The sequence below is a fragment of the Sphingobacterium sp. ML3W genome, assembly GCF_029542085.1.
GTDB lineage: Bacteria > Bacteroidota > Bacteroidia > Sphingobacteriales > Sphingobacteriaceae > Sphingobacterium.
The window spans coordinates 524,392-538,574 of sequence record NZ_CP107036.1 but is presented as its reverse complement, the minus strand read 5'-3'; the positions used below and the strand labels follow the sequence as shown (position 1 = coordinate 538,574).

Below are 14,183 nucleotides of genomic sequence, written 5' to 3'. Positions count from 1 at the left end.
TCAGCGTTTTTTGCGGATAGCAACTATCCTTTATTAAACATATTTCCAATCTCTTTACTAATCTTTCGGAATATCGGAGCAGCCTCAACATCCTCGTATTCGTCGATGTGCGCATTCTCTACCCTACTAGGAAACACCAAAACAAGGTTTTCGTTTGCATAGATCCGATCTAATTTTTTTGCCACACCATCCAACGAATCGCGATATGAAACCTCTCCATTTCGTGCAGACACAAAAATGAACATGGACTCTTCGTCCTTAAACGCTTTTAATCCCTGTAAATTATCCCAGTCATCATAGTGTTTAAAAGTAACTGGCACAGAGTTCTTTATTTCGACCAGGTGCGCCTCAATTGCAGATGTGGAGCGCGTATCCACAACAAAAGAGATTGGAACCGATAGTTCCTGTGCAAGTTTAATAACCTTCTCCAACCAATACTCGAAACCAAACTCTGCCTCACACATTGGCGGTGCAAATACAACGATAGCTTTATTGGAAATAAAAGGTTTTCTAAAATGGCAGAGCATCACATTAGCCGATGTTCTGTTGAGGATACTTTCTGTTTTTTCACCAACAAATTTATCCATAAAATTTGCTGCGCTTGGCCAACCAAGCACAATACAATTTGCAGAAACTTCTTTCGCTGACCGAGCTACACCGCTTGCAATATTTAAATCTATCGTTGCACTGATATTAACATTGGTCTCCGAACCAGAAGCATAACGCACCATATTGTCCAAATTTTTGCGGGCTTTACTCATATTCAGCTGTGCCTGTTCATTATCTTTTACCACGGATACAATATTCACAGGCTGAGTGCATTTTTTACTCTTGATGTAAGTGGAAAAGTCAAGGATAGGTTCCATATTGTCCATATTTGCAATAGAGATCAATATATTTTCGTCTTTCTCCTTCACCACGTCAGTATGCTCTTCATCTTGCTCCCCATCCATAACCACTTTCCGGGAAGCATTCCCTGTCACAATAGTGGCAACAATACAAGTTACCAAGATCAACAAAATCGTACCATTCAAGACATTTTCATCAATGATGCCATTTTTATAACCGACCATAATAACAGCCAAAGTCGCTGCAGCATGAGCGCTGCTCAAGCCAAAAATCAAGTTGCGCTGCCCACGACTATATTTAAATGTTTTCTGTGTCAGCCAAGCAGCAGCATATTTCCCCACGATTGCAACGACAGTCAAGGTACCTGCTATAATTAATGCCTGAGGTCCTTTTAAAATTACACTCACATCCACTATCATACCGACTGATATGAGGAAGAAAGGAATAAAAACGGCATTCCCGATAAACTCAATTCGATTCATCAGAGCCGAAGAATGCGGAATCAATTTATTCAAGGCCAGACCAGCCACAAAGGCCCCGATAATAGGTTCCAGTCCCGCAATTTCCGCTAAGAATGCCGCAAAAAACACTACGGAAAGTACAAAAATATAGTTTGATGTCTTTTCGCTGCCCAACCGTTCAAAAAACCATTTTGCGATCCGCGGGATAATACCGAACATGATAAAGAGGAATATGGCGAAGGAAATCCCAAGTGTAACCCAAAATTCATTTCCAATATTACCCTGTGAAACTCCAGTAATAACAGCCAATATAATCAGTACTGCCGTATCGGTCAGGATCGTACCACCAATCGTAATCGCCACAGCTTCCATCTTGGAAATACCATAACTATTCACAATGGGATAAGATACTAGGGTGTGCGTCGCAAACATACTCGAGATCAAAAGACTCGCCAGTACATCGTACCCCAACAACAAATGACAAACAGGATAACCTATGCTTATAGGCACAATAAATGTAAAAAAACCAAATAGCAAACTTTTGTTCTTGGTCTTTTTAAATTCATTCATATCCAATTCCAGACCGGCAATAAACATAATATACAAAAGCCCTATCGTGGAAAACAGATTAATTGCAGAGTTTTTTTCCAACCAATTTAATCCATGGGGTCCAATAATAACACCAGATATAATCAAACCAATAATGCCCGGCACCTTGATCGGTCTGAGGATAATGGGTGAAAGTAGGATAATAAAGAGTACCAGTGAAAAAATAAGTACGGGATTCTGTAAGGGCGCTTCAAAAGCGTGGGAAATATGCTCGAAAGTTTTATTCATATGTGCTCGTATGCTATCGGTAAAATGTGTCAACTTATTTTTCGTTACCAGCCGTAAAATAGCTAACAGCTTTAAAAATACAATTTTTCCAACAAAACGACGCCTAAAAAAGGGCTTACTTAAAAGAAATTGCTTTTATCGGACTAATCTTGGTGATTAACATCGAAGGAATAAACAAGGAAACCATGCCAATAAATACCACCGCAAGATTGACCAAAATAACGTCGGACCAATAGAGTTTTACGGCAACATAAGAAATGTAGTAGGTCTGCTCATCCAGTTTGAAAAAATGGGTATAATCCTGTAGAAAATAAAAGCCTAATCCGATAAGATTTCCAATCAACAGACCAAGTCCAATGAGATACAGGGCACTATACATAAAGACCCGGCGTATACCAGCATTATGGTAACCCAAAGCCTTTAATATACCAATCATGGATGTGCGCTCAAGGATGGTGATCAATAAAGCTGAAATCATATTGATAATAGCTACCACAGTCATTAAGATAAAGATAATTTTGGTGTTCATATCCAATAAATCCAACCACTGGAAAATATCGGGCACCTGGTCTTTAATATTGATTGCCTGCATATCAATAGGCAGCATATCTTCTATTTTTTGTGTTGTCTGTTGGAGTTGGCTGAAATCCTTGATTCGAATCTCATAGCCACCGACCTCATTATCATCAAGATTGCTCAGCTTTCTAATGACATTCAAAGATCCGATTACGTAAACTTTATCAAGCTCCTCCGACCCTGTATTAAATATTCCCTTGATGACAAACTTTCGCTTACGGATGGGCTCCTGGACAAAATACATAATAAAATCGTCGCCTACTTTCAACAACAATCTATCTGCCAGATATTTAGAAATTAAGATCTGATTATCGGTGTTCTCGGATTTAAAATCTATCGTATTCCCTTCGAGCAGCATATTTTTTATAGGCTGCTGATCGTATAGCGAATCAATACCTTTCAAAACCACGCCTTCCACTTCGTCGTTCACATTGATAATCCCAGCTTTGGTTGCAAATGGATTAATGGAATATACTTCAGGGTCTGCTAATATAGACTTATGGAGTTGAGGCGTAAGTGAGATGGGTGAATTTTCATACGATTTATTGAGATCATAACGTAGCACCAATACATCCGCAAAAAAACCACGTTGCTTGCTGATGATCTCCCCCTTAAATCCCCGCAAAACCGCAATAGATATGATAATGGCAGCAATGGCTAGCGCAATTGCACCGATCGTAACCCGAACGATCAATTTTGAGAACGTCCGTTTACCTGAAAATGCTATTCGATTTGCTAAAAAATAAGGAAAATTCAAGCTTTCAATATATTTATGTAACTTCGCAAAGTTATAAAAATTTGTTATTTACAAAACTTTAATAGCAAATTATTAGCGTTTTCGCAGATGATTTCTATCATCCCAACGATTTTATTGATTTTAAGGATTTTACAAAAAACACAGCTCTTATGCGTATTATTTTCATGGGCACTCCTGACTTTGCCGTTGCTTCACTTGATGCACTCATTCAATCTGGCGAACAAGTCGTTGCTGTAGTTACAGTACCGGACAAACCGGCAGGTCGTGGGCAAAAGATACATGAATCAGCCGTTAAAGCATACGCTACCCAACACAATATCCCCGTCCTTCAACCGGTCAAACTTCGGGATGAGGCCTTTCTTGCCGAACTCAAAAACTATCAAGCCGATCTTCAGGTCGTGGTGGCATTCCGTATGCTGCCTGAAGTTGTCTGGAATATGCCGAAACAGGGCACCATTAACGTACATGCCTCTTTACTCCCCCAATACCGAGGTGCAGCTCCAATCAATCATGCTATTATGAATGGGGAGAAAGAATCCGGAGTGACTACATTCTTATTGCAACATGAGATTGATACTGGAAATATACTTTTAGCCGAAAAAGTTACAATAAATGAAACTGACACAGCTGGAGATCTTCACGACAACCTGATGGTTGCGGGAGCCAGAACACTCCTTCAAACGATACAACAGCTGAAAGAGGGAAATTTACAGCCGAAAAGCCAAGATGATATCCTCCCAACAGAAACGTTGAAACACGCACCGAAAATTTTTAAAGAAGATTGTAAAATAAATTGGGATCAATCTACTGATGCTGTTTATAATTTTATACGCGGACTTAGTCCATATCCAACGGCATTTACTGTACTCAATAACAAGGTATTAAAAATATATAAAACAGAAAAAGAGCAAACAGCTACTACTGCTGCACCGGGAACAATAGAGACAGACCAAAAAAGCTATTTAAAGTTTGCGACACAAGATGGCTATATCATGGTATCGGAACTTCAACTGGAAGGCAAGAAGAAAATGAATGTGGTAGACTTTTTAAAAGGCTATAGATTCTAGTTTTTCTCGTCATCTCCATCATAATATTGCAACAAATCACCAGGCTGACAGTCTAGCGCTTTACATATTGCTTCAAGTGTATCTAATCGCAGGGCCTTAGCCTTTTGATTTTTTATGATTGAAAGATTAGAAAGTGTAATCCCTACACTGTCACTCAATTGGTTAAGTGACATTTTTTTCTCTTTCATTATTTTATCCAAATGAATTAAGATTGGCATATTATAATTTTTATTCCTTTAAATTTATTTAATGTCTCTTGTAAAACAAAACATATATCTTTTTGTTTTATCATAAAATTATCATTTTAAAATAAATTCAAAGAATACGTTTTACGTAACATATCTGATATCATTAGATAAATTACTTGAGAATAGAAAAAAAATAAAATTTGTTAGCGCTTTAAATATCAATCAGTTGAATATTATAGCCACAATTGAGAAAGAAAAACAATTTTAAATGGAATAGTTTTTGATAGTGTAAAATGAAGATTTACAAAATCATAACTCATTATAGATGAGAGGTTAGATAATCCATTTTCCATTAATAATTCAAAAATTTTTCGTATTTTCGCAAACATTTCTTAGAGAGGAGAATTAATAAAAATTAATGAGACAGCTCAAAATTACACAATCTATCACCAATCGTGAGTCCCAGTCTTTAGACAAATACTTACACGAAATTGGTAAAGTAGACTTAATTACAGCAGAAGAAGAAGTAGAATTAGCACAGCGCATCCGCGAAGGCGACCAAGTTGCCTTGGAAAAATTGACTAAAACCAACCTTCGTTTCGTAGTATCAGTAGCAAAACAATATCAAAATCAAGGATTGACCTTAGGTGATTTAATCAATGAAGGCAACCTGGGCTTAATTAAAGCGGCTAAACGTTTTGACGAAACAAAGGGTTTTAAATTTATTTCTTATGCCGTTTGGTGGATTCGCCAATCTATTCTTCAAGCAATTGCTGAACAATCACGTATCGTACGTCTGCCATTGAACCAAGTAGGTTCTCTAAGCAAAATCAGTAAAGCTTTCTCAAAACTAGAACAAGAATACGAGCGGGAACCATCTCCAGAAGAATTGGCTGATATCCTTGAAACCACAGTTGACAAGGTTTCGGATACCCTAAGTAATTCTGGACGTCATGTGTCTATGGATGCACCTTTCGTTCAAGGTGAAGAAAACACACTCTTGGATGTATTGGAAAACCATGACCCAGACACCGATAGTTCTCTAATTGATGAATCTCTATCAGAAGAAATCAAGCGATCATTGGCAACTTTAACAGAAAGAGAACGTGAAATCATCGTTCTATTCTTTGGATTAGGTTCCAACCACCAACTGTCGCTCGAAGAAATCGGTGAGAAATTCAATTTGACACGTGAACGCGTCCGTCAAATTAAAGACAAGGCTCTTCAACGTTTGAGACACACTTCAAGAAGCAAAATCTTAAAATCTTATTTAGGTTAAAAGAGATATTTATTGAAATTTTTGGTAATCCCAATCAGAAATGATTGGGATTTTTTTTGTACAATAAAGTTTTTTGTACAATAAAGGCTGCTTGCTTTTCGCAAACAGCCCCTACCCATTGATATTGGATCAATGCTATTCTTTATTTAGAATCTGGCATTAAAATGAATTCGAAAAGCCGATCTTTCTTCAGGTACTTTCCAGCTACATCTTGTATTGATTTTGGCGTAACTTTATTCAGGTTCTCTATCCGACGTTTATATCTAGTGATATCCAAATCATTTTGATAAGAACTCGAAATGTAATTCAGCCAGTAGCCATTTTCACGTAAACTCAATTCATTCTGTCTTTTTTGTTCAGCCACAAATTTTTCAATATCTACTTTATCCGCACCTTGATCCTGTATCTTTTTCACTTCATCCAAAGCAGAAGCAATCAAAACATCCGCTTTATCCACTGCTGAACCAAAACCAATTGAAAAGGCATAGCGTGCTTTAGGTAATTTACCGAAGCTGGCACGGGCACCAACGCCGTAAACACCACCTTCTTTCTCGCGCAGTCGCTCAAGCAATTTGATTGTCAATACACTTTCTAAAGCTTCCATATTGACATTCTCACTTTCACTATAATTATAGTCTCCGTAATAAGCCAATTGGGTACTTGCTTTTTCTTCCTTGCCTTTATGAACAACCACACGTTCCCCCTTATTCGGTTCCAGAATATTTAAGTCTTTGTAATTCTCTCCTCGTTTGACCGCAGGTAGGGAAGCAAGATAAGTCTCAATGAACGGTTTAATCTGTGCTTCATCAAATGAGCCTACAATGGTAAACACAAAATCTGAAGCATCTGCAAATCGCTCTTTATAAATTGCCAATGCACGATCACGGTCGATTTTTGTTAGCGTCTCGACAGTAGCATTTTGCCGGCGAACGTTATTCCCATAGAGTACCGCCTTCACTTTATCTGAAAAAACATTATTTGGATCGCTCAATCTATTTTCTAGTGATCCTTTTGCTCTTGTCATTGTACTTTGGAAAACGTCACTATCCAGACGAGGCTCTGTAAAATAGCCATAAATGAGCTCAAAAGCACTTTTCAAGCCTTCTTTGTCCGTGCTACCTGAAAGACCCTCATATCTTTCTGAGATATATGGGGAAATCGACACCTCTTTTCCGGCAAGATATTTAGTCAGCTCCACGTTACTCATTTGTCCGACACCGCTCGCATCGACTAATGAAGAGGCATTTGAAGCGGAGAAGTAATCAGCATCAGCATACAACGACGTTCCTCCAGGACTATAGGCCATAATCTGGATTTCGTCATTTTTAAAATCTGTAGGTTTTAAAATCACCTTCACGCCATTGCTCAAAACCAATTCTTTAGCTTGGACGGCTGTGACATCCTTTGAGGACACGATTGAACCCTTAGTAGGTTCTTTGGAAAGCAAGGGAAGATTGGAGACCTTATCCTCATAAGCAGAAACCGGACTATCTTCGACCGCCTTCACCCATCCCAAAACAGCTTGTTCTGTAGGCAGGTTCGCCTTTTCCTTTTCTGGCCCCATAATTAATATATCACGATTTAAATCCGTGTAATACTTTTTAACCAGGCCATTCACCTCTTCGAGTTTCAATGTAGGCAACAACTGTTTCGTTAAGCTATAAGAAGATTCATTGCTCAAGGCCGGCTCATTGTCGATGAAATAGTTCAGATAACGGTTGACATAGCTATCGGATTTCTTCTTATCCCGCTCGATATATGCCATTTCATTTCCTTTCTTCATATCGGCAAGCGCACGATCCAATTCTGTCTGCGTGAAACCATATTTTTGAATACGTTCAAATTCAGTCAGCATGGCCTTAAATCCAGACTCCAGTTCACCAGGTTTAGGTACAACCAATAAAGAGAAGGTATTTAAATTCGCAACAAAATCACCAATACTACCACCAGCTTGCATAAAAGGTGGATTCGGTTGCTGCATCAGTTCAGAAAAACGACCAGCAATCATCTGATTGAAAATATTTTTGAGTAATTCATTACGGTAGTCTCCAACAGTGACAACCTTGTCTTTCTCATTTTTGATTAAGACCTGAGCGACAGTATAAGGCAATTCCGGATCCGAAATAGTCAAAAATTGGTTTTTATTTAATAAATCGACCTTGTACTCTTTGCGTGGAAGCACCTTTTTCGGCATTGTCATATCCGAAAATAATACTTTCACTTTTTCCTCAATTGCTTTGGGATCAATATCACCTACAATAATGAGCGCTTGTAGATCTGGTCGATACCAATCCTGATGAAATTTGCGTATTTCAGTATACGGAAAAGTCTTTAAAATTTCTTCGGTACCAATAGGTAGACGTTTTGAATAAAGGGAGCCATTAAGCACCATAGGAAAATACTGATCTTGCAGACGCTGCTGCACACCTCTTCCACCACGTTTCTCTTCCAAAATAACACCGCGTTCTTTGTCAATTTCTTCACCGTCCAATAAAGCATCCTGTGCCCAATCGCGCATGACCTGTAGTCCATTTTTCAGCAATTCCGGATCATCAGATGGGATAGGTAATTGATAGACGGTCTGATCAAAGCTTGTGTAGGCATTCAGATCCGAGCCAAATCGTACACCAGCTTTCTGAAGGTAATTGACAAGTTCATTTTTTGGAAAATGCTTCAAGCCATTAAAGTTCATGTGCTCTAAAAAGTGCGCCAACCCAAGCTGTTTTTCGTTTTCTAGGATTGAACCCGCTTTCATACCCAAATACATGGTAACGCGCCCCTTAGGCTCAGTATTTTTGCGGATAAAATATGTAAATCCATTTTTCAATTTACCAGTGACAACTTCATTGTCGAAAGGTAACTTTTGATTTAAGGCCAAACTATCCTGCGATAGAATAGCCCTGGCATGTGCCGTTAAAGTAGTTGGCATTTTTGCCTCTACGCCGTAAAATGTAGCCGGAAGCAAAAAGGCTAATGCAAGTGGTTTAATGAATTTCATACAAAAAAATCTCTTTTTTTTTTAGTCAGTTATTTTTTGCTAATTGTTTATATTAGGGTAAACGGAACTGGAGACCAATTGTCCCGATAAATAGTAAAATACGGATAAATAATATTTATTAATATCCCATATGGGATCGAGTGTCTCTTTACGACTGCTCATGGTTTATAAAAAACACGTTTAAAAATACAGAATATCTTTCGAAAAGAACAATAGTTAATTGTAATTTTGTTGCAAATGGATTTTAGCAACTGGCAGGTCATTAAAAAAGAATTCGAGCAATTTCTAAAGTTCGAGCGGGGTTTGAGCATTAATTCGATCGAGGCTTACCTCAACGATGTCTCCAAATTCCAGATCTATTGTGAGGACAACGGACTCGTTTTAAACAAAGTCGTACGGAAGGATATTCAGGATTTTCTACACTGGTTACAGGAGTTCAATATTTCACCTTTTACACAATCCCGCTTGATATCCGGGCTAAAAACCTTTTTTAGTTTTCTGATCATTGAACATGAACTGGATAATAATCCAACAGAATTGCTACAAGCGCCACGCCTGGCGAGGAAACTCCCCAGTGTATTGAGTATTCATGAGATTGATCAATTGATAGCTGCTATAGATCTTTCTTCCACGGAAGGCCAACGCAATAAAACAATTATTGAAGTTTTATATGGCTGTGGATTGCGTGTGTCTGAACTCGTCAATCTCAAGATCTCCAATTTGTTTCTCGACGTAGAATTTATCAAAGTGGAAGGTAAAGGTAGCAAAGAAAGACTGATTCCCATTGGACAACAGGCGATCAAACATCTCAGGCTTTATTTGGATTCCATTAGGCCACATATTAAGATCAAGAATGGAAATGAGGATATTGTATTTCTGAACAGAAGAGGTTCGGCTTTGTCCCGGGTGATGATCTTTCTGATCATTAAGGAACTTGCTCAGAAAATTGGGTTACAGAAGATAATCAGTCCTCACACCTTTAGACATAGCTTCGCTTCCCACCTTGTTGAAGGCGGTGCTGATCTAAGGGCTGTACAAGATATGCTGGGGCATGAAAGTATTACAACAACTGAAATATATACACATATAGATCGGGATTACCTCCATTCCATCATCACACAATACCATCCCAGATCGTAATTTTAGCATAGCGAATCATATTGTTCACCTTTGGACATTCGGATAAGATGTGCCAAATTTTTCACAGCACGGTCATGCTTCACAACAAATAGATTATTTCTATCCCAGACGTATCCCGCTAATATAGCACAGATGCTTCTTTTAACTTCTGGGTTTTCCGGTCGATGATAAAACAGCTCCTGTAGATTTCCGGTATACCATTCCTGGATGTAAGTGGTAAAAACAGCAATCCCTTCTTTCATATAATCTTCAAACTCCGATTGCCAGTCTACCGTTTCGCCTCGCACTTGCCTTAAAGCCAGTTTTGCGGCCAAGATACCGGACTCTGTGGCAAAACACACACCCGAAGAGAATACAGGATCAAGGAATTCAGAGCTATTACCAGTCAATGCATACCCCTTTCCGTACATCTTACTTACCGCTGTCGAATAATTACTCAATTTGCGCGGTTCAAAAATAAAAGGCAAATCGCCAAAACGCTTCACATAGTAATCAGAAAGTTGAATCGCCTTGTTCAATGCAACAGTTGTATCTGCACCAAGATTTTCAATAAAGGAAGTTGGCCCTACAATCCCTACAGATGTATTGCCATTCGAAAATGGGATAACCCATAACCAGACCTGCGTTTCCAATATATCAAAAGATATCAAGCTCCCCTCCTGTCCTACTGGTCTGTTTACATCGCTGACATGGCTAAATATCGCCGAATGCGGACTTAATCGGGAAGGCTGATCCAGATTTAACATACGTGGCAGCACCCGACCATAGCCAGAGCAATCGATCAGAAAATTTGCTTTAATGGTTGTCTCTACGCCTTCTTTGTTACGTACAGTGGTCATAGACATTTCATCCATAAACTGTACATCGATCACTTCGGTCTCAAATTGTAGATCCACACCTTTTCGGATGAGCTCATTGGCCATTTCCAGATCAAAGTCTGCTCTGGGAATCTGCCATGTCCAATCCCAACCAGGGGAAAACTTATCAGAGAAATCGAAAATACAGATTTCCTCGCCACGTATAAAGCGCGCACCAAATTTCTTTTCAAAACCCTTAGCATCCAACGCGTCAAACAATCCTGCTTCATCAAAGTGGTCCATAACCCGAGGAATCAAACTCTCCCCAACCACTATCCTTGGAAATCTGCTCTTTTCAACTACTTTTATTTTCGCCCCCTGTTTTTGCAGATACCCCGCAGCCACTGCTCCTGATGGACCAGCCCCAATGATCAAAATGTCGACCTCTTCAACGTTCATTATACGCTTTGATTAAAAGAAAAAAATATTAATTTCGTCTCTGATTAATAAATGCCAAATCTATTCACAAAAAATAATATAAAAAAAACAATTTCGAGAGTTTTTCAAAATTGCTATCCCATACCCCATGAGCTCACTTGCAAAGCATTTAGATTTAAAACAGTTTGTCCAAATAACCTATAGAAATGAACACTTGGCTATTGATGACGATGTCTGGGAGAAAGTTGATGCTAGTCACGATTTTCTTCTAAAATTTGCCGATAACAAAATAATTTATGGTGTCAATACCGGCTTCGGCCCTATGGCACAATATAGAATTAAGGACGAGGATAGAATCAAGCTTCAATACAATCTGATCCGCAGCCACGCATCAGGAACAGGGCGGCTCTTAGACCCATTGCAGGTTAAAAGCACGATTTTAGCCCGCTTGAATACGCTAACACTGGGTTATTCAGGTGTTCATCGCTCAGCGATCACATTAATGAAAGAACTCATCAACCGCAACATTACGCCGATCATTTTTGCGCATGGTGGTGTCGGTGCGAGTGGCGATCTTGTACAATTGGCCCATCTGGCATTAGTGTTGATCGGTGAAGGCGAGGTAATCTATAAAAATGAACGTATCGCCACCATGCAGGCCTTTGAAGCGGAGGGGCTCAAACCTATTCAAATTGTCCTTCGTGAAGGTCTAGCATTGATCAATGGAACTTCTGTCATGACAGGCATTGGTATCCTAAATTGGAATCAGGCCCAAAAGGCACTATCCTGGTCTATCAAAGCGGCATGCGCTATCAACGAAATTGTGCAAGCATACGATGATCATTTTTCAGAAGCGTTAAATCAAAGTAAAAAACATATTGGACAGCAGAATATCGCAAGGAAAATGCGGAATCACCTTGCCTCCAGCTTATTGATCCGAAAACGTGAAGATCACCTGTACTCAGGTGAAAACCAAGAGGATATCTTCAAAGACAAAGTTCAGGAATATTATTCTATCCGTTGTGTACCGCAGATCTTGGGACCAATTTCCGATACCATTGACAATGTCGCAGCTGTACTTGAAAATGAACTCAATTCCGCCAATGACAATCCCATAATTGATGTGGAGAGCAAACATGTATATCATGGTGGTAATTTTCATGGTGATTATATTTCACTTGAGATGGATAAGCTCAAACTGGTGATGACCAAAATGACCATGCTGGCTGAAAGACAATTGAATTATCTCTTGAATAGCAAGATCAATGAGATTTTCCCACCTTTTATGAATTTGGGAACCTTGGGACTAAATTTTGGTATGCAGGGTGTACAGTTCACCGCGACCTCCACTACTGCGGAATCTCAGGCCTTAAGTACGTCCATCTATATCCATAGTATTCCCAACAATAACGACAACCAGGATATTGTCAGTATGGGTACAAATGCCGCAATGTCCTGCAGTCAGATTATTGAAAACTCATTTGAAGTATTGGCAATAGAATTTATAACTTTAGCTCAGGCAATTGACAATTTGGGCTGTCAGGAAAAATTAGCAAAAGAAACACTATCTTGGTATATGGACCTTCGCAAATTATTTCCGGTCTTTAAAGAAGATCAAGCGATGTATCCGATTATACAAAAAGTAAAAGACTATCTGATAAATAAAAATGATAATTAAGAAGCTCACCCTTGGCGGACTGTTTATACTATCCTGCTCCATCACATCCGCACAGCAATTAGCTCGGGTCCAAGAAAAAGGACTTATCGGATTTATCAAAAAAGACGGGACATTTCAGATTGCTCCTCAGTATAAAGATGCACAGGATCAGTCCGAAGGAAAGATCGCTGTTTACAATGGTAGCAAATGGGGATTTGTAGATAAAGACGCCAATTATATCGTTCAGCCACAATATGATAATGCCCGATCATTCAGTCAGGGAATGGCTATGGTCAAATCCTCGAAAGGTTGGCAATATATCGATTCCTTAGGTCAGGAAATGAAAGCAATTTCCAGTAAACGTGTCTATGAATTCAATGACGGTGTAGCCTTCTACCGTGACGACTCAAACTTAGTAGGGCTTATTAACAATAAACAAGAGGTTGTGCTCGCCCCTACTTATGATGTTATCCGTCCGTTTAAAGGTGGTTATGCCAAAATTGCAAAAAACAAAAAATGGGGTATCATTGACAACCTGGGGAAAGAAATTGTTGCACCTAACTATGATGATATCGGAGACTTCAATGCGGGATTCGTTTGGGCGAAAAAACAAAATAACTGGTATATCGTGTCTGGTCAAACAGAAATCCTCGTACCGGCTGTTTCAAAAATTGAAAACATAGAAAATCCAGACTTTATTCTTGTTCAACAAGGCAATAAAGTAGGTTTTATGACAGCAGAAGGTAAATGGGCAATTACTGCTACTTATGATGATGCTCGAAATTTCCAGCATGGTCTAGCGCCTGTGAAAATGAATGGGAAATGGGGATATGTCGATAACACTGGTAAAATGATTATTCCTGTAGCTTACCACGATGCCTTATCTTTCTCTCCCGAAGGACTTGCTGCTGTCAAAGATGGCAAATGGGGATTTATCGATAGAGCGGGCAAAGTTGTTATTCCTTTTCAATACGACATTACAGCAGCATTGACTTTTAAGAAGCAGGAAAAGGGCTTTATTGATGGGCTTGCCCGTGTCAAACTCAACGGTAAATGGGGATTCATTGATACCAAAGGAAATCTCTTAGGAAATAAGTGGTTTGACAATGCAGAATTATTTCAAAATTAATATACGTACC

At 39.0% G+C, this 14,183-nt stretch carries 10 protein-coding genes; 5 read left to right on the top strand and 5 right to left on the bottom strand.

Going from position 1 to position 14,183, the window contains the following annotated elements; all coding sequences use genetic code 11:
* Positions 1 to 23 precede the first annotated feature (23 nt).
* Positions 24 to 2,147, bottom strand: coding sequence for a cation:proton antiporter (locus OGI71_RS02250; RefSeq protein ID WP_282253674.1), 2,124 nt, complete (start codon positions 2,145 to 2,147; stop codon positions 24 to 26).
* Positions 2,148 to 2,262: 115 nt separating this feature from the next.
* Positions 2,263 to 3,480: an FtsX-like permease family protein gene (locus tag OGI71_RS02245; protein WP_282253673.1), complete on the bottom strand. Its 1,218-nt coding sequence runs from the start codon at positions 3,478 to 3,480 to the stop codon at positions 2,263 to 2,265.
* A gap of 149 nt (positions 3,481 to 3,629) precedes the next feature.
* On the opposite strand from OGI71_RS02245, the gene fmt reads away from it, so the two are divergent.
* Positions 3,630 to 4,547: a methionyl-tRNA formyltransferase gene (gene fmt / locus OGI71_RS02240; RefSeq protein WP_282253672.1), complete on the top strand. Its 918-nt coding sequence runs from the start codon at positions 3,630 to 3,632 to the stop codon at positions 4,545 to 4,547.
* On the opposite strand, the gene OGI71_RS02235 is transcribed toward fmt, so the two are convergent.
* Positions 4,544 to 4,765, bottom strand: coding sequence for a helix-turn-helix transcriptional regulator (locus OGI71_RS02235; RefSeq protein WP_120260837.1), 222 nt, complete (start codon positions 4,763 to 4,765; stop codon positions 4,544 to 4,546). The genes fmt and OGI71_RS02235 overlap by 4 nt on opposite strands.
* Positions 4,766 to 5,153: 388 nt before the next feature.
* On the opposite strand from OGI71_RS02235, the gene OGI71_RS02230 reads away from it, so the two are divergent.
* Positions 5,154 to 6,014, top strand: a complete 861-nt coding sequence (locus OGI71_RS02230) for an RNA polymerase sigma factor RpoD/SigA (protein WP_028068906.1) — start codon at positions 5,154 to 5,156, stop codon at positions 6,012 to 6,014.
* Between the two features lie 142 nt (positions 6,015 to 6,156).
* Here OGI71_RS02230 and OGI71_RS02225 read toward each other — a convergent pair whose 3' ends face one another.
* Positions 6,157 to 9,012, bottom strand: coding sequence for a M16 family metallopeptidase (locus tag OGI71_RS02225; protein WP_282253671.1), 2,856 nt, complete (start codon positions 9,010 to 9,012; stop codon positions 6,157 to 6,159).
* Between the two features lie 237 nt (positions 9,013 to 9,249).
* Here OGI71_RS02225 and xerD point away from each other — a divergent pair, with 237 nt between their 5' ends.
* Positions 9,250 to 10,152 carry a site-specific tyrosine recombinase XerD gene (gene xerD / locus OGI71_RS02220; protein ID WP_282253670.1) on the top strand — a complete coding sequence of 301 codons (903 nt, stop codon included), beginning with the start codon at positions 9,250 to 9,252 and terminating at the stop codon, positions 10,150 to 10,152.
* A 2-nt stretch (positions 10,153 to 10,154) separates the two neighbouring features.
* On the opposite strand, the gene OGI71_RS02215 is transcribed toward xerD, so the two are convergent.
* Positions 10,155 to 11,408, bottom strand: a complete 1,254-nt coding sequence (locus OGI71_RS02215) for an NAD(P)/FAD-dependent oxidoreductase (protein WP_282253669.1) — start codon at positions 11,406 to 11,408, stop codon at positions 10,155 to 10,157.
* Between the two features lie 127 nt (positions 11,409 to 11,535).
* Here OGI71_RS02215 and OGI71_RS02210 point away from each other — a divergent pair, with 127 nt between their 5' ends.
* Together OGI71_RS02210 and OGI71_RS02205 are read left to right on the top strand one after the other, a co-directional pair.
* On the top strand, positions 11,536 to 13,065 hold the full coding sequence (locus OGI71_RS02210; RefSeq protein ID WP_282253668.1) for an aromatic amino acid ammonia-lyase: 1,530 nt from the start codon (positions 11,536 to 11,538) through the stop codon (positions 13,063 to 13,065).
* A complete protein-coding gene (locus tag OGI71_RS02205; RefSeq protein WP_282253667.1) occupies positions 13,055 to 14,173 on the top strand; it encodes a WG repeat-containing protein in 1,119 nt (372 codons plus the stop codon). Before OGI71_RS02210 ends, OGI71_RS02205 begins: the two co-directional genes overlap by 11 nt.
* The last annotated feature ends 10 nt before the right edge of the window (positions 14,174 to 14,183 follow it).